General features: G+C 57.6%; 23 protein-coding genes and 2 tRNA genes. 11 read left to right on the top strand and 14 right to left on the bottom strand.

Annotation, left to right across the window (positions count from 1 at the left end; translation table 11 throughout):
* The first annotated feature begins 63 nt into the window (after positions 1-63).
* Together M0412_RS06695 and M0412_RS06690 are read left to right on the top strand one after the other, a co-directional pair.
* Complete coding sequence (locus M0412_RS06695; RefSeq protein WP_269698132.1) at positions 64-942, top strand: DUF4344 domain-containing metallopeptidase; 879 nt, start codon at positions 64-66, stop codon at positions 940-942.
* Between the two features lie 52 nt (positions 943-994).
* Entirely contained in the window at positions 995-1,639 is a 645-nt protein-coding gene (locus M0412_RS06690) for a dihydrofolate reductase family protein (RefSeq protein WP_269698130.1), read from the top strand.
* Positions 1,640-1,884: 245 nt separating this feature from the next.
* Here M0412_RS06690 and sseA read toward each other — a convergent pair whose 3' ends face one another.
* From sseA to M0412_RS06670, 4 genes are all read right to left on the bottom strand, one after another.
* The gene (gene sseA / locus M0412_RS06685) at positions 1,885-3,306 is read right to left on the bottom strand and encodes a 3-mercaptopyruvate sulfurtransferase (protein WP_269698129.1); all 1,422 of its coding nucleotides are present in this window, start codon (positions 3,304-3,306) and stop codon (positions 1,885-1,887) included.
* Positions 3,307-3,322: 16 nt separating this feature from the next.
* On the bottom strand, positions 3,323-4,060 hold the full coding sequence (locus M0412_RS06680; RefSeq protein ID WP_269698128.1) for an alanyl-tRNA editing protein: 738 nt from the start codon (positions 4,058-4,060) through the stop codon (positions 3,323-3,325).
* A 12-nt stretch (positions 4,061-4,072) separates the two neighbouring features.
* Positions 4,073-5,110, bottom strand: coding sequence for a cysteine synthase A (locus M0412_RS06675; protein ID WP_269698126.1), 1,038 nt, complete (start codon positions 5,108-5,110; stop codon positions 4,073-4,075).
* Positions 5,111-5,232: 122 nt separating this feature from the next.
* Entirely contained in the window at positions 5,233-6,672 is a 1,440-nt protein-coding gene (locus M0412_RS06670; protein WP_269698125.1) for a deoxyribodipyrimidine photo-lyase, read from the bottom strand.
* Between the two features lie 188 nt (positions 6,673-6,860).
* On the opposite strand from M0412_RS06670, the gene M0412_RS06665 reads away from it, so the two are divergent.
* The 3 genes from M0412_RS06665 (at position 6,861) to M0412_RS06655 (ending at position 8,392) form a co-directional block, all read left to right on the top strand.
* Positions 6,861-7,142, top strand: coding sequence for a DUF982 domain-containing protein (locus M0412_RS06665; RefSeq protein ID WP_046798901.1), 282 nt, complete (start codon positions 6,861-6,863; stop codon positions 7,140-7,142).
* Positions 7,143-7,277: 135 nt separating this feature from the next.
* Positions 7,278-7,835 carry a methylated-DNA--[protein]-cysteine S-methyltransferase gene (locus M0412_RS06660; RefSeq protein ID WP_269698827.1) on the top strand — a complete coding sequence of 186 codons (558 nt, stop codon included), beginning with the start codon at positions 7,278-7,280 and terminating at the stop codon, positions 7,833-7,835.
* Between the two features lie 113 nt (positions 7,836-7,948).
* Complete coding sequence (locus M0412_RS06655; protein ID WP_142839579.1) at positions 7,949-8,392, top strand: TIGR02594 family protein; 444 nt, start codon at positions 7,949-7,951, stop codon at positions 8,390-8,392.
* A gap of 63 nt (positions 8,393-8,455) precedes the next feature.
* On the opposite strand, the gene M0412_RS06650 is transcribed toward M0412_RS06655, so the two are convergent.
* Entirely contained in the window at positions 8,456-8,695 is a 240-nt protein-coding gene (locus M0412_RS06650; protein WP_269698123.1) for a hypothetical protein, read from the bottom strand.
* Positions 8,696-8,867: 172 nt separating this feature from the next.
* Between M0412_RS06650 and M0412_RS06645 the strand changes: the two genes are divergently transcribed.
* Positions 8,868-9,287 carry a DUF2934 domain-containing protein gene (locus M0412_RS06645; protein WP_269698121.1) on the top strand — a complete coding sequence of 140 codons (420 nt, stop codon included), beginning with the start codon at positions 8,868-8,870 and terminating at the stop codon, positions 9,285-9,287.
* Positions 9,288-9,387: 100 nt separating this feature from the next.
* Here the strand turns inward: M0412_RS06645 and M0412_RS06640 are convergent.
* Positions 9,388-9,462: transfer RNA gene (locus M0412_RS06640), tRNA-Asn, on the bottom strand.
* A gap of 176 nt (positions 9,463-9,638) precedes the next feature.
* On the opposite strand from M0412_RS06640, the gene M0412_RS06635 reads away from it, so the two are divergent.
* Positions 9,639-9,917 carry a hypothetical protein gene (locus tag M0412_RS06635; protein ID WP_142839582.1) on the top strand — a complete coding sequence of 93 codons (279 nt, stop codon included), beginning with the start codon at positions 9,639-9,641 and terminating at the stop codon, positions 9,915-9,917.
* 2 nt (positions 9,918-9,919) lie between these two features.
* Here M0412_RS06635 and M0412_RS06630 read toward each other — a convergent pair whose 3' ends face one another.
* The gene (locus M0412_RS06630; protein ID WP_269698120.1) at positions 9,920-10,564 is read right to left on the bottom strand and encodes an exopolysaccharide biosynthesis protein; all 645 of its coding nucleotides are present in this window, start codon (positions 10,562-10,564) and stop codon (positions 9,920-9,922) included.
* 520 nt (positions 10,565-11,084) lie between these two features.
* On the opposite strand from M0412_RS06630, the gene M0412_RS06625 reads away from it, so the two are divergent.
* Complete coding sequence (locus M0412_RS06625) at positions 11,085-11,672, top strand: YqaA family protein (protein ID WP_142839583.1); 588 nt, start codon at positions 11,085-11,087, stop codon at positions 11,670-11,672.
* A 137-nt stretch (positions 11,673-11,809) separates the two neighbouring features.
* Positions 11,810-12,364, top strand: a complete 555-nt coding sequence (locus tag M0412_RS06620; RefSeq protein ID WP_161991176.1) for a dual specificity protein phosphatase family protein — start codon at positions 11,810-11,812, stop codon at positions 12,362-12,364.
* Positions 12,365-12,691: 327 nt separating this feature from the next.
* Here the strand turns inward: M0412_RS06620 and M0412_RS06615 are convergent, their stop codons facing one another.
* Positions 12,692-12,895 carry a hypothetical protein gene (locus tag M0412_RS06615; RefSeq protein WP_142839585.1) on the bottom strand — a complete coding sequence of 68 codons (204 nt, stop codon included), beginning with the start codon at positions 12,893-12,895 and terminating at the stop codon, positions 12,692-12,694.
* 262 nt (positions 12,896-13,157) lie between these two features.
* Here M0412_RS06615 and M0412_RS06610 point away from each other — a divergent pair, with 262 nt between their 5' ends.
* The gene (locus tag M0412_RS06610; RefSeq protein ID WP_137002497.1) at positions 13,158-13,298 is read left to right on the top strand and encodes a hypothetical protein; all 141 of its coding nucleotides are present in this window, start codon (positions 13,158-13,160) and stop codon (positions 13,296-13,298) included.
* A gap of 332 nt (positions 13,299-13,630) precedes the next feature.
* Here the strand turns inward: M0412_RS06610 and M0412_RS06605 are convergent, their stop codons facing one another.
* Positions 13,631-13,891 carry a hypothetical protein gene (locus tag M0412_RS06605; protein ID WP_269698115.1) on the bottom strand — a complete coding sequence of 87 codons (261 nt, stop codon included), beginning with the start codon at positions 13,889-13,891 and terminating at the stop codon, positions 13,631-13,633.
* Positions 13,892-14,163: 272 nt separating this feature from the next.
* A tRNA-Pro gene (locus M0412_RS06600) sits at positions 14,164-14,240 on the bottom strand.
* A 228-nt stretch (positions 14,241-14,468) separates the two neighbouring features.
* On the opposite strand from M0412_RS06600, the gene M0412_RS06595 reads away from it, so the two are divergent.
* On the top strand, positions 14,469-15,005 hold the full coding sequence (locus tag M0412_RS06595; RefSeq protein ID WP_142839586.1) for a DUF1269 domain-containing protein: 537 nt from the start codon (positions 14,469-14,471) through the stop codon (positions 15,003-15,005).
* Between the two features lie 70 nt (positions 15,006-15,075).
* Here M0412_RS06595 and M0412_RS06590 read toward each other — a convergent pair whose 3' ends face one another.
* The 4 genes from M0412_RS06590 to uppE all read right to left on the bottom strand — a co-directional run bounded on the left by M0412_RS06590 (position 15,076) and on the right by uppE (position 18,914).
* Positions 15,076-15,720, bottom strand: a complete 645-nt coding sequence (locus tag M0412_RS06590) for a hypothetical protein (protein WP_269698112.1) — start codon at positions 15,718-15,720, stop codon at positions 15,076-15,078.
* 174 nt (positions 15,721-15,894) lie between these two features.
* Positions 15,895-16,044 (bottom strand): hypothetical protein, encoded by a 150-nt coding sequence (locus M0412_RS06585; protein WP_003496532.1) that lies wholly within the window; start codon positions 16,042-16,044, stop codon positions 15,895-15,897.
* A 78-nt stretch (positions 16,045-16,122) separates the two neighbouring features.
* Positions 16,123-17,364, bottom strand: coding sequence for a polysaccharide biosynthesis O-antigen ligase family protein UppF (uppF, locus tag M0412_RS06580; RefSeq protein ID WP_269698107.1), 1,242 nt, complete (start codon positions 17,362-17,364; stop codon positions 16,123-16,125).
* Entirely contained in the window at positions 17,361-18,914 is a 1,554-nt protein-coding gene (uppE, locus tag M0412_RS06575) for a polysaccharide biosynthesis glycosyltransferase UppE (RefSeq protein WP_269698105.1), read from the bottom strand. The genes uppF and uppE overlap by 4 nt, the downstream gene beginning before the upstream one ends.
* Positions 18,915-19,060: the final 146 nt, after the last annotated feature.

The following is a 19,060-nucleotide window of genomic DNA, read 5'->3' as shown; positions in this document are numbered from 1 at the left end:
CATTGCATGACTCGTTTGCATCGGGAATCAGTGACGCTCCTCGTTCCCGGAAGGTCTGATTTTATGTTGCGTCGTTTTCTGGCCGCCATTCCGCTGGCTTTCGTTTCGTTGACGGCCCCGGCCCAGGCACAGACTGCCGCCGGTCTCGATGGCCTGTCCGACGACCAGCTGCAGCAGGCGGTCAACTTCGTCATCGGCAACGCCATCTTCTCGCTGTATCACGAAGGCGCGCGCATGCTGATTTCGGATTTCGGAACGGTGGAGACCGGTAGTGCGCAGGCCCCGGCGGACCAGCTGGCGGGCACGCTCATTCTTCAGGCCAATGAGGAATGGCTCGATACCGCGCTCGTCAACGCCACCGACAGCTGGTATCTGGGACGCGAGGCGGAAACCTTGCCAGAGCACGAAGCACCAGTCTTTTCCGCGCTCATTCCCGACAAAAGCCGTGATCGCAACATGGCCTGCCTGATGGTCGGCCGCGACAAGGATGGTTATGGCGATCTGGCCGCCATGATGGGTCTGGACAATGCCGAATTCGACAAATGCGCTGCCGCCTATCCGCGTGTCGCTTCGGCCTGGGAGAATTTTCTGAGCCCGCATCGCAGCCAGACGCCGTCCAAATTCACCGTCAGCTACATGCCGCCACGCGATCCCGAGCTTGAACCCTATGCCATCATGATCAGGGAATCGAAGGTTCTCGATCTCATCAGTCGCAGTTTCGGCGCTTACGGTCTGAAGGGTGACGTCAAGCTCACGGCCAGGACCTGCGGCCGTCCTGATGTTTACTGGTCGGCTGAAAAGCGTGAGATCACCTATTGTTATGAGCTTGGTAAATTCCAGGCGGAGCTGATTGCCGATCATCTGCTGAACACCGTCACGGAAGACAAGGGCGCCGCCGGCGGGCAAATCCCCACAGCGGTCAATCTGGAACGGGAAATCTGAGGTCGATTGCCTGACGCTGGCGATCTGGCCTCCTGAACGGGAGGAAAGTGCCATGCCCAAGGTTGTCGTTCGCAATTTCTCCATTTCGCTTGATGGATATGGCGCGGGGCTGGACCAGAGCCTGCAGAACCCACTGGGCGTGAACGGCGAAGAGCTGCATCAATGGGCCTTCAAGACCCGCACCTTTCATCGCATGTTCGGCAAGGAAGGCGGCTCGACAGGCACGGATGAGGATTTTTCCGAAAAGAGCTTCGAAAATATCGGCGCATGGATTTTAGGCCGCAACATGTTCGGTCCCATCCGCGGCGCATGGCCGGATGAAAGCTGGAAAGGCTGGTGGGGCGAGGAACCGCCTTATCACGTCCCGGTTTTCGTACTGACGCACCATGCGCGCCCGTCCCTTACCATGAAAGGCGGCACGGTATTCCATTTTGTTACCAACGGCATCGAGGCGGCCCTCGATGGCGCGCTTGTGGCAGCGAATGGCAAGGATGTCCGCATCGGCGGCGGCGTTTCCACCATCCGGCAATATATGGCCAAAGGCATGATCGATGAATTGCATCTGGCGCTCGCGCCGGTGTTTCTCGGCAAGGGCGAAAATCTGTTCGAAGGGCTGGACTTGCCGGCACTTGGCTATCGCTGCACAGGAACGGTGGCGGGCGAGGGTGCTACCCATCTGATTATCGACCGGGCATGAATGCTGCGCCGTTAAAGGTATCCCCACCAACATTGCGCAGCAGTTCCTGCGCTGACATTTCCCTCACTCCCTCATTCCTGTGCTTGTCACAGGAATCCAGCCGATGCGCGTCTGCGCGGCGAGAGAGTCCTTTTCAGCGCAAGGACTTGGGCTGACTGGATTCCTGTGACGAGCACAGGAATGAGGCAGTGGGAACCAGACACTCCCTATCGGCGAATGGCACGCGTTGCTCTCAATGGCGCTACTCAATTACGCAGCGAAATTTCCAGAAGCTCGGTATCGGACAGCGGCTCCACCCAGGCCTCATAGGTGCCGACGGGCGAGAAGCCCATCATCTGGTAAAGTTGCAACGCACGCGGATGATCGAGCGTATTGGTCGTGACAGTCACCCGTTTCGGATTATCCTGCCAGGCCGCGTAAAGCGCCTGCAACAGGAACCATTTGCCGACGCCAGCGCCAATCGCCTCTTCGAGCAGGCCGAAATAGGAAAGCTCGGTCACCTCGTCGCTCGCCTTGTGCAACTCGAAGAAACCGGCAGGCGCACCGTTCATATAAAGAACCGTAACGCTGTTCTTCGGGTCCTTGAGGACGGCTGACAGCTCCGCATCGCTCATGCGCATGCGCTTCTGCCAATGCCAGCGTTTCCCCACCCGCCAGTAAAGATAGCGATAGAAGTGCAGGGGAATATCGGTGACCCGCATCAGTGCCGTCTGGATGTTGACGGGGATCGGCAGACTGACCTTCGGCGGCGACGTCATTTCCAGCTGCGTTACATGCGCCTTCAAAGGCCCATGCGACACAACGGGGACAGGCTCGGCGGGGCCGGTGGCGACAGGCGTGTCTTCCAGCCCGCCCCATTCCGACCAGGAACCGTCATAGAGCGAATTATCCTGATGGCCGAGCGATTCCAGCGCAAGCGTGATGACGGCGGCGGTAACGCCCGAGCCGCAGCTCGTCACCACCGGCTTTCCAAGATCGATGCCCGCATCAGTCACCATCTTGCGGATCGCGGTCAGGTCCTTGAAGTGGCCGTTCTCCGAAAAGGCTGTCGCCGGCAGGCTGCGCGCGCCGGGCATATGGCCCGACCGCATGCCGGCACGTGGTTCGGCTTCATCACCGGTGAAGCGCCCCGCGCCGCGGGCATCGGCAATCTGTTTTTCGCCGCTATCGACAATGCCACGCATGGTCGACAGCGATGTCACGCGTTTCTCGTTGAAGTCAGGCGTAAAGGTCGCAGGCTCGATCTCCGGCGTACCGGTTTCAAGCGGCCGGCCTTCGCGCTTCCAGCCATCAAGGCCGCCATCCAGCACATAGGCCTTGCGCACGCCCATCACCCGCAGCATCCACCAGACGCGCGGTGCGGAAAAGAAACCGGGGCCGTCATAGACCACGATCGTATCATTCTCGCTGAGACCAAGCTCGCCGGCCTCCTGCGCAAAAAATTCCGGCGAGGGCAGCGAGTGCGGCAGACCGGTGGTGTGATCGGCGATCTTGTCCTGATCGAAGAACACTGCGCCGGGCAGATGGCCGGCCGCGAATTCCTCCGCGCCATTGCGCTTGTGCGCCGGCAGATACCACGAGGCATCAACGAGACGAAACCGGGCTGTGCCAAGCTGTTTTTCCACCCAGTCCGCCGAAACGACGAAACGGCTCTTATCCGTGCTCACGATGTCTCTCCCGATCTCAGGTAACAGCTTCAGGCGCGCCGAAACGAATGCGGAACCGCCTGTTCTCCTTGCCCTTCTTTTCTATCTTGGCAATGTGAATATCGCCCACTTCCTGCGTTTCGGAAACATGGGTGCCGCCGCAGGGCTGGCTGTCGATGCTGGAATTTTCGCCGATGCAGACGAGGCTGACGCGGCCAAGGCCCATCGGCGGGCGCACATTCTTGGATTTGACGATGCCCGGATTGGCAGCCAACTCCTCGTCGGTAATCCATTGCAGGAAGACGGGATGGTTGGCTTTCACCAGCTCCATCAGCTTCGCAGTCACCTCATCCTTGTCGATGGTTTCCGACATGTCGAAATCAACACGCGATTCCTCCTCGCCGACGGCAGCGCCGGTAATTGGCCACTGGCAGACAACGGAGAGCAGATGGCAGGCCGTGTGCATGCGCATCAGCTTGTAGCGGCGTGGCCAGTCCACATGCAGGGTCAGCTTCTCGCCAACGTCGGGAGAAGGCTGGCCTCCGAGCGGCACATGGATGATGACGCTCTTGTCGGCACCGTTCTTGGTGACGCCGAGGTCGATGCGCGAACCATCCGCCCGCTCGAGAAACCCGCTATCGCCCGGCTGGCCGCCGGAGGTGGCATAAAAGCAGGTCTGGTCGAATTCTATGCCACCATCCTCATGCACCGCCGTGACGATTGCTTCTACGGTTGAGAGATAAAAATCGTCACGGAACAGGGCATTCACAGGCATTTCGGCATGTCCTCAAACGGTTTCGTACGGAACCGCAATCTCGCTTTTCGTCGCCAGCCATTGCGGAATCGGCAGCCCCTTGGAGCGCAGGAAATCCGGATTGAACAGCTTCGACTGATAACGATTGCCGTAATCGCATAGTATCGTCACGATTGTATGCCCCGGACCAAGCTCGCGGGCAAGGCGGATTGCGCCGGCAATGTTGATGCCGGAAGAACCGCCGAGGCAAAGCCCTTCCTTCGTAACTAGATCGAACAGCACCGGCAGCGCTTCCGCATCCGAGACCCGATAGGAAAAGTCCGGCGTAAAACCTTCCAGATTGGCGGTGATGCGGCCCTGCCCAATGCCCTCGGTGATGGAAGAACCTTCGGACTTCAGGACGCCGTGCTTGTAGAATTCGTAAAGGGCGGCACCTTCAGGGTCGGCAAGGCCGATCTTGATGTCAGGGTTGAAATCGCGCAGGCCATCGGCCACGCCCGCCAGTGTTCCGCCTGAACCGACCGAGCATATGAAACCATCGACCTTGCCATCTGTCTGGTCCCAGATTTCGGGAGCAGTGGTTTCGATATGGGCCTGACGGTTGGCGATATTGTCGAACTGGTTGGCCCAGATCGCGCCGTTTTCATCGGTTGCGGCAAGCTGTTTTGCCAGCCGGCCGGAAACCTTCACGTAATTATTCGGATTGGAATAGGGGGCGGCCGGAACTTCGACCAGCTTGGCGCCAAGCAGCTTCAGCGCGTCCTTTTTTTCCTGGCTCTGCGTCTCGGGAATGACGATGACGGTCTTGTAGCCGAGTGCATTGGCGACCAGCGACAGGCCAATGCCGGTATTGCCCGCCGTGCCTTCGACGATGGTGCCGCCCGGGCGCAGCTGCCCGCGCCGCTCGGCGTCGCGAATGATGTAGAGCGCGGCGCGATCCTTCACCGACTGGCCGGGATTGAGGAATTCCGCCTTGCCGAGGATTTCGCAGCCCGTCGCTTCAGAAGCGGCTTTCAGACGGATGAGTGGCGTGTTGCCGATAGCACTGAGCGCAGAGGGATGAATGGTCATGATTGAGCCTTCTTGTCTGAGCGGAAATTAGGTGCCGTTATGTCCCGTTACAACCGCCTTTAGGCAAGAAATTATCTTCCCGGCTTTGGCTTCGCCACGCAAAATTTTGCCGATACCCAGTTTTATGCGTTGTTCTTCACTGCCGCATAGGCCGCAAGCGCTCTTTCCCGCGCCTTTGCATGGTCGACGATTGGCAATGGATAGGTCTCACCAAGCGTGATACCCGCTTTTTTCAACACGTCTTTCGGCGCTTCGAACGGCTTGTGGATGTATTTCCGCTCGAGCTTTTCCAGCTCCGGCACGAAGTGGCGTACATAGTCGCCATCACCGTCGAATTTTTCGCCCTGCAGGATGGGGTTGAAGATGCGGAAGAATGGCGAGGCATCCGCCCCGGAACCCGCCACCCATTGCCAGTTGGCGGCGTTGGAGGCCGGGTCGGCATCGACAAGCGTATCGCGAAACCATTTCTCGCCTTTCCGCCAGTCGATCAGCAGATGTTTGATGAGGAAGGAGGCCACGATCATGCGCACCCGGTTGTGCATGGTGCCGTGCTGCCACAATTGTCGCATGCCGGCATCGACGATGGGATAGCCCGTCATGCCGCGCGTCCAGGCTTTGAAGGACTTCTGATCGTCCCGCCAGCCAAAGGCGTCGAAACTGTCGTTCCAGTTCTTCTCGTCCAATTCAGGGAAATGAAACAGCAGGTGATAGCAGAATTCCCGCCAGGCGATTTCTTTGCGAAAACGGCTGATATCGTTTGAGGCGATGTGGCGGGAAAGCCCCTTCGTCGCGTGCCAGACGGTGGCGGGCGATATTTCCCCCAAGGCCAGATGCGGCGAGAGCATCGAGGTCGCGTCCTTTGCCGGAAAATCGCGGCCTTCTTCATAGCCTTTCAGGGCGCCATCGATGAAGTCGTCGAGTTTCTCCTGCGCGCCGTCTTCGCCGGGCGCCCAGATATCGCTGAAATGCTTCGCCCAGTCCGGCTTGACGGGCAGCAGCTTCCAGCCATCAAGCTTTTCCGATGTCGGCCATGTCTTCGGTGCTTTGAGGCTCTTTGGCACCTCCGCCGGGGCATGCGGCTCCTCGCCACCCTCCAGTGCCCGCCAGAAGGGCGTATAGACCCGGTAGGGGCCGCCGGATTTCGTCTTCAACCGGGAGGGTTCGTGCAGAAGATGGCCGGAAAAGCTGCGAACCGTCAGACCATCGTCGCGAAGCTTCTGTTTCAACGCCCTGTCCGTGGCCATGCCGGCCGGATCATACCGGCGGTTCCAGAATACCGAGTCTGCGCCGGTTGCCGATATCAGCTGTCGCAGCATCTTTTCGGCATCACCACTTAAAAGCAGAAGGCGGCTGCCCGTTTTTTCCAGCACAGCGGAAAGCGCGGCAAGCGAATGGTGAAGCCACCACTCCTGCGCACCGCCCAGCGGACCAGAGGATTTTTCCCTGACATAGACGGGGATGATGGGGCCGCCGTGATCCACAGCTGCGAGGAGGGCAAGATTGTCCGAAAGGCGCAGATCCCTGCGGAACCAGACGATGACGGGGGAGGCTGTTGTCGGCATGAAAGAACCCGGTTCACTTCCGCTTGAACGAGTGTTGAAACGCTTTGTTCCGCAAATCGGCTAGAATGGAAAGATGGGGCACATGGTTTCTCGAGGGTTATTTTTTCGCTCTTGAAACGGCAGGTGAAGGGAACCAACTGGAGGAGCCGGCGTTTGTCGCGGGTTAATAGAGCATGGAAGTGCAATCAATGTTGCTGAAAGACGTTAAGTGGGAAAAGCCCGTTACCATTTCCCTTGAAAACGGTGCGCCCCGAATTTTCAACGGCGTTTACGAAGCCTTCGATTTTCTGCAGCACGAATGGCCAGAACGCGGCGACAAGGCGCATGAGCAGGCGCTTCGTCTGTGCCGCGCCTCGCTGATGGGTGATGTGGCGGGTGAAATTGCCCGCACGGCCTTCGTTGCGGCCAGCCGGCAGGCGCAATGCCTGATGGAGGACAGGGCGGAGACGCAGAATAAAATCGCATCCTGAGCTGTTTTTCAGGACTGGCATGGAAAAGGCCACCCGCCGAACCGGGTGGCCTTGTTTTTTTTGAAGATCAGGAAACGGGTTGTTTCGGACGCAGGATATGGCATCGTGTGCGCCCGAAGCGGATGAATGAATGCGATGACCAACCACTACGGCTATATTGTTTTTCCAACCGCGCTTGGCCATTGCGGCCTTGCATGGGCGGGGCGCGGCATCGCCCGTCTGCAATTGCCCGCTGCTGATGCAGGGGAAACCGAAAAGCTTCTCCTTAAACGCGTTCCATCGTCCACGATTGCGGTTCCCGACACACGCACGCGTGAAGTGATCGCGATGATCACCCGCTATTTCACTGGTGAGGCGATCGATTTTACCCCCGTCGAACTGGATCTCTCCGGGCAGGAGCGGTTTTTTCTCGATGTCTACGATGTTGCACGCCAGATCGGCTGGGGCCGCACGACGACCTATGGCGGTATCGTGAAGGATCTCGGCCTCGGCATGGAAAAGGCCCGCGACGTCGGCCAGGCGATGGCGAAAAATCCGGTGCCGCTCATCATTCCCTGCCACCGCGTTCTGGCGGCCGGCGGCCGGCTGGGCGGTTTCTCCGCACCGGGCGGAACCACCACCAAATTGCGCATGCTGGATCTCGAAAATGCCGGTCGCAGCCGCGCCGATGAGGCGCAGGGCAGCCTGTTTTAAAGCAATGACAGATCAGGCCGCATGAATAGGCGTCTGATTTCTGCCCATTTCTCGTCAAATTGTCGCTAAATTGTCACAATACACGGACGCCCTCCAACATAAGGGCGAGACGTTTGAGAGTATCCGCGTTAATTCTATCCGCTGCCTTGGCTTTTACAGTCGCGGCGCCGGCCTCTGCCGGCATGCTGAACCAGGCAGAAAAATACACCGGGCTGCATGAGTCCAAGAACAATAAGAGCCTGAAGAATATTCTTGGGGCAAATCCCCGCAGCACCCCCTGGTGTGGCCTCTTCCTGCATGCCGTCGCCAGCAAGGCCGGCCGGCAGTCTCCGAAATCCTACGGATTTGCGAAGTCCTGGACGTCTTTCGGTTACGCCGTTCCCGTTGGCCAGGCCAAGCCCGGTGATATCGTCGTCATCCGCAACGGTCGCGGTTATCACGCCGGAATTCTGAAGAGCATGAGCGGCAAGACCGCCCAGATCCTCGGCGGTAACCAGTCTGGCCGGGTGCAGGTATCGAATTTCAACCGCAAGGCCATCGTTTCCGTTCGCCGTTGAAGACCACACAGCATATATTCTTATAAAGGCGGGCCATGACCCGCCTTATCCGTTTCAAGGGGCCTATGGCTGCTCCCTGGTGCCGGGTGCGGCGTCGCGCTGGTCATCATCCTCAAGGTCGGTGGCAACGATAAAGGCGTCCTCATGCTGGCGGGCTGCCTGCCGACGGGCGCGCAGGCTCATCGTCTCATCCGGATAAATCTCACCGTCTTTCGATTTGAGCTCGCTGTCGGTTTCGAAACGCGCCACATCCTCGTCGCGAATATCGAGCGGTTCGTTCTTCGGCTTTTTCGGGGTGCTCATTGAGTAATTCTCCTGCGGGGTTTCCGCGGGGCAAACGATCCCGCATCCATGACGGTTCCCTTTTTCGAAGAAATGCTCATTCACAGTCGGTCTGCGAGGAACAAAGTCTGGCTTTTTCTGTTTTTTCAGTGGCACAATCAAAACCGGTGCAACGCAAAGAGGGAGGCCTGTTATGAGCCATGATCGCGAAGCCGCAATCCGTGAAAAAGCGCGCGCAATATGGGAGAAGGAAGGCAGACCTGACGGGCATCATGAGCGCCACTGGAGCGAGGCGGAACGGGAAGTCTCCGCCGGTGCCGGAGCCGCAAAGACGACGGGCAAGAATGGCGTGAAAAAATCCGCAGCTGCCAAGACCTCGGCAGGCAAGACATCAACGGACAAGGCGCCGGCGAAGAAAACACCAGCGAAGAAGGCTCCGGCAGCAAAGGCCAAATCCCCGGCGGTAAAATCGCTTGAGAAGGAGCAGAAGTCGACGGGCAAGGACAAAGTCGACGATCTCACGGAAAGCCTTGAGGAAAGTTTCCCGGCCAGCGATCCGCCGGCGCTCACCAACGCCGCAAAGGCAACGAAGCGCGCGGTCAAGAAGAGCTGATTACTGGAAGGCCCGCCGGTCAGGTGGGCGAAAAATGCCACGAACCGGATCGGGCGAATGCAGCTGCACTTCGCTCTTCAAAACACGTTTTTGAGAGAAATGGCTCCCCGGGCCGGATTCGAACCGGCGACCTGTCGATTAACAGTCGAATGCTCTACCGCTGAGCTACCAGGGAACGTGCGCTGCTTGGCGCGGTGTGAGCGGGGTAATACAAATGCTTTTCCGATTTGCCAAGCGGTTTTTTCAAAAAAAACGCATTCCTCTTGTTTTATCCCTCTGAAGCCCCGATTTTCCGGGCTTATCGACGTTCAAAAAATTATCCACAGGCCAGACGCTGAAGGGCAGGATGGAATGAAATTCGGAATGAACCACAAGACGGGTCGCCTCCATGTCGGAAAATGGAGCCTTGCCATGCCGCGTTCGCGGGTTGGCAGGATCGCAACCGGCTCCGCTCTGGTGGTTGGCGGAACGTTGGGGTTTTTGCCCGTTCTCGGTTTCTGGATGATTCCGCTCGGTCTTGTCGTACTTTCGCACGATCTGCCGGCGGTGCGTCGCAGGCGGCGAAGGCTCGCGGTCTGGTGGGCATCGCGGCAGAACGGCCGCGAGGCCCGTCGTAACAGGGGGCAGTAGGTTTATCCACCGATCGAGCTGCTGATGCCCTGTCCGGCCCAGAAGGCGGCATAGGCAAGCGCTGCGAAATAAATCGCCGTCAGGCCGAGAAACAGATAACCGCCGAGCACGGTGACGCCGTCTCTTTGAATCATGCCCGCAGATAAAAGCAGGATGGCGACACCGGGCAGGGTGTTGGAAAAGGGAATGAAGCCGAGTGGCATCATCAGCAACACGCCTGCCGTCATCAGCGCCAGACCGTTTATTCTGTTGGCGACAATGCCGGTGGTGAGCGCCGGTATACGCGGGCGAATAAATCCATCCAGCTTGGAAACGATGGCGACACCTTTTTGAAGCGCCGGTACCAGCTTTGCCGTTTCCATCTGCCGGTCGAGGATTTTCGCCGGCAGCCATGGCAGGCGGTTCAGCGTGATTGCGAGACTGACGAGGATGATCGCCGCGCCGAACACCGTGCTGACGCCGGGAATGGAGACCGGAATGAGAAAGGGCAGTGACGCAATTGCGCAGATAAGCAACAGGCCCTGTTCGCCGATTGCTTCCATCAGTTCGCGCAACGTGATCGTCTGGCCCTGCAGCTTGCCTATAAGCTTCTCCAGCGTGGTGCTGAGCTTTTCAGACGTATCAGTGAATGCGAATTCGTTCGTCATGCCGCTTCCCGGAAGTTGTTTTAACTCCGGGTTTGATAACATTCATCCGGCCACATGCCTATCGCCGATAGAAATCGGCATCGTCATGGTTCGTCGTATCTTTCGCTTTATTAGTGCGAGACCCAGTGGCTATAGGCGCCGGCGAGAAGAACCACCAGCAGGATGGCGAGTATCACCGGATTGATCGACGTAATGAAGTTTACATAGTCCATGATAACTTCCTCCACTTCTTACGGCCTTTATTCTACAGCAAAAAGGCGAGGTTATCTACCATAGGGTGAAATTTTGCACCGCAGCAACCGATTGCCGGTGTGGACTGGAATTGCTGGGATTTCTCATTTTCCGCGATGCAAAAATAAATCTTCCAACATTTGCCATTCTCTTGCGTTGTGTCTAATCCTGCTGCGGCGCTGGCTTTTCTCCGTCCGCTGCGCGCCGCCGTAAATCGCCTCAATCACCGCTGAGATGCCTCGGCACTCCCGCCTTGACTTCGCTCCACACTCTTCCCCGGGGACATGAAATGCTGAAAAACATCTATGCCTGGACGATGGCGCTTGCGGCGCGCAAAACCGCCGTATGGTGGCTGGCGATCGTCGCTTTTGTGGAGAGCTCCGTCTTCGTCGTGCCCGCGGATGTGCTTTTCCTGCCCATGGTGTTGGCCAAGCCGAAAAAGGCGATGTTTTATGCGTTTGTGGCGACGGTCGCCTCGGTCCTCGGCGGCATCGCCGGTTGGTTCCTCGGCCATTATGCTTTCGAGAGCATCGCGCGGCCCATCCTCGAATTTTACGGCAAGCTCGACAGTTTCGAACAGCTGAAGAACTCGGTGGACTACGAAACCATCGTTCTCCTGCTGGTGACATCGGGGCTGGCGCACCTGCCGCCGATCAAGGTGGTGACGATCCTCTCAGGCGCGGCCAATATCAGCCTCGGCCTCTTCATTCTTTCAGCCGTCGTCACACGTGGCGCCCGCTTTTTCATCCTTGCCGGATTGCTGCAGAGATATGGTGATTCAGTGCGCCATTTCATCGAAAAACGTCTCGGCGTCATCACGGCGGCGGCCGCTGCGGCGCTCATCGCGGTCTATGCGGTTTACGTTTTCGTGCGTTGATCGAACGCATTTTTTTACTCTTACAATACTGTCGCATAACTTTCAGCTTGCTGTCAGAATCCGTCTGTATCGGTTCTCTTGTCGAGTAAGGGAACCGTTTTATTATGCGAAGATTTTGGAAGTGCTCCTTTGGGGGCATGGGCTTTGTTGTGCTTGCGGCAGGTGGATATCTTTACGCCATCCAGCTCCTCGGCAACTTTCACGAGGTGGTGGCCGGTCAGCTTTACCGCTCGAACCAGCCAAGCAATGAAGAGCTTGTCCGTTACACCAGGGATCACGGCATCAAAACGGTTATCAACCTGCGCGGACCGAATGAATCCCAGGCCTGGTACCGGGACGAGGTTGAAACAGCGCGCGAACTTGGGTTGAAGCACATCGATTTCGGCATGTCGGCCAGCCGGGAACTCAACATGGACCAGGTCAACCAGCTCGTCGCGATCATGCGCGATGCGCCGAAACCGATCCTCATCCATTGCAAGGCCGGCGCTGACCGGACAGGCCTCGCCACCGCTCTTTACCTCAGCCGCGTCGCGCGTCTCGGTGAAAAGGAGGCGGAAAGCCAGCTTTCGGTGCGTTACGGCCACATCGGCATTCCCTATCTCTCGGCAACCTATGCCATGGACAGAACATGGGAGAATGTAGAGCGCATGCCAATCACGGACGACTTCGCCATCGCCTCAAACGAGTTCTGAGGGCGCTTTCAGCTGATCCTGCGTAAATCACGGATCGTTCCCGGCACAGGGATTTGCGTTCTGTCTTGATTGCCGATGTGATCAGGCTGCACGCAATTCTCGGTGCGGGCTTGCTCAATTGGCGAGGCCATAACAGCGGCGGAGCGGTGATAAGGCGGACCAGGATCCGGTCCGTAATCGACGCGACCCGCAACGCACTATCTTGTCGGAAATATCTTGCCGGAGGGCGATTCTGGCAGGTGCGAGCTCCATCCACATCAAAGGCATGGTCCGTCAAAGTTACGGTCTCATCATCCGATAAACCGCATCCAGCAGCAAACAGCCGACTCAATCGCCTGCCATATCCGGCGTCCAGCCGCGCGTATATCCTTTGCCCATGATGGCAACCGCAAGGGAAAGCTGTTCCTGCAAATGCTCGATTTCACCAAGCAGCGTTTCGACGGCCGCTCTCGCATCGCCATCGTGACACTGGATGACGTATCCGGCTATGTCGTCCGGCCGTACGGGGGTGGTTTTCGCAGCATCGGACATCTCGTTGACCTCTCTTTTGTTCACTAAATGTTCTAATTTTAGCGAAGAGTCAACAAAGCAATGCGTGCAATCATTCTCTTTGACGAAAGGCGATTGGCGGGGGCGGCTGGGGCGTTACGCAAGCGCCCTGGATGAAACAAACCGGGCTGGGCTGCGTCAAAAAGACCGTGCTTGCGTGCATGAATGAAGTTGCTGAAACAGCAGTTTTGACGTAGCTCTAGTCGCGGGAGATTATGTCAAGAATAGACTGGAAATATTCAAAATGACGGATTGGAATTGGGTGGATTTGTTCCCTATAGTCTTCTTCCCGTTCAAGATTATCGTATTGGGTACAGGCATGTACTTCGCCATCAAGTGGCATCACGATCAGGCGAAGAAGGAAAAAGAAACCAGCGGATCGTAAACGCCCGCCGGACACACTCGTGACGCCTCACGCGCACCTTCATCTCAAACACCTGTTCCAGCGACTGCCGCTCGAAAATCATTCTGATCCCGTCAGCCGTTCGCTGTCATCGCTATGCGTTGACTTATAAACGCTAGTGCCGCGACAGAATCCCCGTAGTCACCACAATGGGCGATCTTTGCGTTTGATAAGTTTCGAGGGGCAAATCACCACTCCATGGCGAAGTAATAGCTGCGACAGGCGCTAACGCCGAAAGCTCTTGTCCTCCGCAGGGTGGTGATACGGTCGGTGGCCCCACAATTATGCTGCGACGTGGTTCGTGTGGGCAAGCCCTAATGGACTGCGGGATCCTCGTCTTCAAGAAAGCTACGAATGCCGTCCTTTTCGCACGTGGCAAGGAATTCTTCCCATGCATCTTTATCGGTGGCGAAAGGCTCGTCCCAGGTGGTGACAAGGTCATTTTCGCTTATGACCTCAAGCTTCCAATCCTGCTGCGTGCCGGCGGCTCGGTAAATATCGACGAGGACCGTGATGCCGTCATCTTCGAATTCGCCTGAAAATTCGGAGTGTTCGATTTTTGATTTCTTCGCCATGTCTATGTCCTTCAGGCTCAGGCTTCTTCAGGGTGCTGGGGGCGTACTTCAACACGATAACCGTCAGGGGGACAGCGATGGCGGTAAGAACAAGTTTGGTCTAGCGCTCAATCAATCAGCCCCCAGCAAATCAAATGCCCGCCGTCAGGGCGGGAAGAACCAAGCACCACGCAAAGCCTAACGCGCAGTTGCGAGAGTGGACCCAAGGGCTGCAATGTCGCTAAAACAAATATAGCCAGCTCTGGGGGAACTGGCTATCTATCTGATTTTTATGGTCGGAGCGGCGGGATTCGAACCCACGACCCCTTGACCCCCAGTCAAGTGCGCTACCGGGCTGCGCTACGCTCCGAACCTGAAAGCCGTTTATATATAAGCCTGTTAGGGCGCAAGCGGAAAATCGCCTTTTCTCAAAAAAAGGAACAAAGGGTGTGGATGGCGGGCAGGGGACAGACTGTCGTTCCGCTTTCTGCCGGTTGCTTCCGTCAAACGCATGACACATCCTCTTTCCATCATGGCTGGAACCTGCGGTGAACTTCAGCGTTCAATTGCAGCGGAATTGAAACTCAGGGAGATAAATATGTCCGAACTCGTCGTTGTTGGTTTTGATGGAACGGAAGAGGCCGACCGCGTTCTTCTGAAGCTTGCCGGCCTGAAAAAGGAATATCTGGTCGATCTGGAAGACGCCGTGGTCGTTGTTCGTGATGAAAACGGCAAGGTGCATCTGAAGCAGAGCGTCAACCTGACGGCGCTTGGTGCAAGTTCCGGTTTTCTGTCCGGCGGCCTCTGGGGCGGCCTTGTCGGCCTGCTGTTCCTTAATCCGTTGGCGGGCTTTGCAATTGGCGGCGCAATTGGTGCCGGCACGGGCGCGCTGGCGGGTTCGCTGACCGATTTCGGCATCGATGACGATTTCATCAAATCCCTTGGCGAAACCATCCCGAATGGCTCTTCGGCACTGTTCGTGCTGATCCGCAAGGTACAGCCGGAAAAGGTGCTGGCGGAACTGGAAGGGCTGCGCGGCCGGGTCATCAAGACCTCACTGTCTCCGGAGCAGGAAGCGCAATTGCAAAAAGCTCTGTCGGGTGAAACCGCGCAGGCAGCTGCGCCCGTCGCTTGAATGGCAAGAACAACGCTGCGGCATGATCGATGCCGCAGCGTTTTGTCCAGATGGGTTCGGAAGCGGCCGCTTAGACGGTCAGCGTGCCGGATTTAGCCTGCGGCCAGGTGAGATAATAATAGCGACTGCCGACGCTGCCGAAAAACGCGTTGTCGCCGGAGATCCTGTCAACATAAGCGCCGCTGGCGCTCTTGCTATAGGCTGAGCCGTCGCGTTTGAGGTGATCCTTCAGAAAATCGCTCCAGCCCGTCGTGGCGATCTCGGTTGCCGGTTTCGAGGTGGTTTTCGAATCGGCCTTCACGTCCCACGCCTTGATCTGCGCGCCTTCGGATGGATCGGATACGGTGAGCGTGCCGGCGGCCAGTGCTTCCAGAATCGCCTTTGCCTGCGAGGCCTTGTCCGGGTTCTTGGACAAATCCTCCAGCATCTCCTTCAGATCCTTCATGAAACCGGCCTGCGTAATATCGCCGGATGAAGCCTGAGGTGTAGTCTCGGTCTGCGTCTCTTCGCCGGAGGTCTGCGCATATTGCGCCAGAAGCTGTGTCAGCCTCGAATTTGTGGAAGAAGAAGACGTATCGACGCCATAGGCGCCAAGCAGCGCTGCCCGCGACGAGGAAGATGAGGTCGCGGTGGAGTTGTCATCCTGCTCCTTGATGGCCTTGAGGGCTAATCTGGTGGCGGTGAGGCGGGTGGACAGGTCGACGGAGGAGACCATTTCGATAACTTTTCCATGATCAGCCCGATACGCATCATTCGTACCGAACCGGCTTGGCGCGGATTGTTGATCCCGCCTTTCGTCTCCTCTCATAAGAAGACCGGGTGCGTCCCACGCCGCTTGGGCTTGGGGTGAACCCGGTCTAATGAAGGAAGTTTGCGCGACGCTTGCGCCTTAATTTTCCTGAACGGAAACGCCGTTCGGGCCGATATTCATCTCGATGCCCTTCGGCTTGCTTTCCTCGTGCCAGACATAGGCCCCAAGGCCAACAAGGACCACCAGGAGTGCGCCGATGATGAGATAGAGATTATTGGTCTGCGTCATAAGATGTCTCCCCGTTTGACGATCATAATCGCGGGCTAAACGCATGAAATCGCGCAGGGTTCCGTAAGGGCAGGTATTTTAGGCGTGGCTAGTGCGGCGGCGCAGGTTTTCACGTTTTTCCAGCGCCATGCAGCCCCACAATATGCCGAGCAGCAGGAAGAAATGCCGCCAGTGATCGGTATCGATGACGGCGCCGATCATGACGTGGCCGACAAAGGTCACCCAGGAAATGATCAGGAACGGCTGCCACGGCCGCGGCCGCAGCAGATGCCTGAAACCGGCAGCGATCGTCCAGCAGATCAGCGTCAGATAGATCACGAAACCGAACCAGCCATGCGTTGTCAGGCTTTTCAGCCAGATATTATGTTCGGCGGCGGGAAAGATATTGTCGAACACCATTGGCCCGATGCCAAGTGGATGTTCCATCGCCAGCAGGAAACCAAGATAGTGACGGGCAAAACGCCCCAGATGCCCGCCATCATAGGATTGCACCGCAGAGGCGCGGCTGAAGAACAGGTCCGAGACCTGTTTGAATTGCAGCGCGATGATGACGGCTGCGACCATGAGCGCGACCGCAACGAGAAACAGCACGAGAATTTTCAGCCGAAACGCGGCAGTGCGCTCCTTCAGCAGCATGACGAAGACGAGCAGCAGGGTGGCGAACAGAAACAGGCCCCATGCCGCACGCGAAAATGACAGGAACACGCCAAGCGACAGGATCAGCAGGCCGAGGATACGCCACGGCGCATGCATCGCCTTGCCGGTGAGCAGGCCATAGATCAGGTAAAGCGACGGTGTCACCAGGAAGGGACCAAAGACGTTCGGGTCCTGAAACGCACCCTTGGCGCGATCATAAAGCGTGAATACCTCGAAGCCGGGAAGGGCATGAAAATATCCGATGATACCGAGCAGCGAGGTGATCAGCGCCGCGGCGAGCCAGGCGCGAAAAATCAGCAGCAGCCGCTGATATTTATCCTCGATGATCGCCGCGTAAAAAACCGAGGTCAGCGCCAGAAAGGTCGAGACGGCGAGATAAAGCGGCCCCTCGTCGAGGTCAGCCATGGTGGTGAGCGAAAGATAACCGCCGACATTAAAGGCAAGCAGCAGGCACAGCAGCAGCACGACGGTGCGGGAAAGGAGCAGGCCCAGCAGGAACCAGATGGCCACTTGCCCGACCATCATCAGTTCGTAAGGCGCCGGTTCGGAGATGACGAAGCCGGAGAGGAACACGCCGAAGGCAATGAAGAACGAACCGACGAGCCGCATGGCGGCCAGAGGCGCATCAAAACCCGGTGCGTGCTGGTAACCGACGTGGGTCAATAGGCGTTTTCCGATTTGAGCAGCCGTATCGGCGTCAGGAACAGGATTTTGAGATCGAGGAAAAGCGACCAGTTCTCGATGTAATAAAGATCGTATTCGGTGCGGAACTTGATCTTGTCGCCATGGTCGATTTCACCGCGCCAGCCATTGATCTGCGCCCAACCGGTCACGCCGGGCTTGACCTTGTGACGCGCGAAATAATGCTCCACCACTTCGGTATATTTCAGATCACCCGTCTGGGCATGGACTGCGTGCGGGCGCGGGCCGACCAGCGAGAGATCGCCATAGAGAACGTTGAAGAGCTGCGGCAGCTCGTCCATCGACGATTTGCGCAGGAAACGGCCGACCGGTGTGACGCGCGGGTCGTTCTTGGTGACGGCCTTCTTGGCGGTGGGATCGCTGAGTTCCGTATACATGGAACGGAACTTCCAGACGTTGATCGTCTCATTGTTGAAGCCGTGACGCTTCTGCTTGAAGAGGATGGGGCCTTTGGACGTGGCCTTGACGGCAATCCCGGCGCCCAGCATCACCGGCCAGAAAAGGGCGATGCCGAGGAGGCTAAAGGTGATGTCGAATATCCGTTTCGCCACCGAATCCCAGTCGCGGATCGGCTTGTCGAACACATCGAGCATCGGCACATTGCCCACATGCGAATAGGCGCGCGGACGGAACCGCAATTTATTGGCGTGAGCGGCGATGCGAATATCGACCGGCAGCACCCAGAGTTTGCGCAAGAGCTGGAGAATGCGGGCCTCTGCGCTTAGCGGCAGGGCGATGATCAGCATGTCGAGCTTTGTCAGGCGGGCAAATTCCACCAGTTCGGCAAAGGTGCCGAGCTTGGGATAACCGGCGACGACATCGGGAGAGCGCTCGCTTTTCCGGTCGTCGAAAATCCCGCAGATGCGGATATCATTGTCCGACTGCTGCTCGAGCGAACGGATGAGGTCTCTGGCAGCATCGCCACCACCGACGATGACGGCGCGGCGTTCCATGACGCCATTGCGGCCCCAGTGGCGAATGGCAAAGCCAAGGATCAGCCGTCCGGTGAAAATGGCTACCGCGCCAATCGCATACCATATGCCGAAAGCCGGCCAGGAATGCAGCGCATTGGGAAAAACCACGAGCAGGAAACAGGCGGCGCCCACGAAAGACAGACAGACGGCGCCTTGAATGCGGGCAAACATTTTCAGCGGCGTGCGCAGCGTCGGTAACTGATAACAGTCGCCCGCCTGCAGCAGGAACACACAGAGTGCCGCACCCAGTACGCCGGCGCTGAAAACCGAAAGAAAGGTTTCGAGACCCCTATCGGCGGCGATACCGTTGACGATGGCGGCGATGACCACGAGCATCGAGAATTCCAGCAGCCGCAACTGGCCGATCACCATGTTGGGTGAATGGTTGCCGGCACGCAGCTGGTTGGCGATCTGCCGCGCAAGAGGATTGAGAACGACGGTCTCGGACGGCGAAGGCTCACCGGCTTCACGCTCGGAGATTTGCTTGCGCAACGACGCCAGATCGAATTGCAGTCTGTCCTTGTCAGCCTTGGTCATTACTTGGTCCGCACCCTCTAGCGGATCGGCCCGAAAATCGAAATCGATTTTCGATGGGAACGATGCGCAACTTCAAAGTGGTAAAGCGTCCTTGCGTAGCGTCCGAACGGACACACGCGCTCTACGAGCAGGAAACTAGCCGAAAC

The organism is Agrobacterium sp. O3.4 (assembly GCF_041414895.1).
GTDB classification, from domain to species: domain Bacteria; phylum Pseudomonadota; class Alphaproteobacteria; order Rhizobiales; family Rhizobiaceae; genus Agrobacterium; species Agrobacterium cucumeris.
This window is presented reverse-complemented; position numbering and strand designations above follow the sequence as displayed.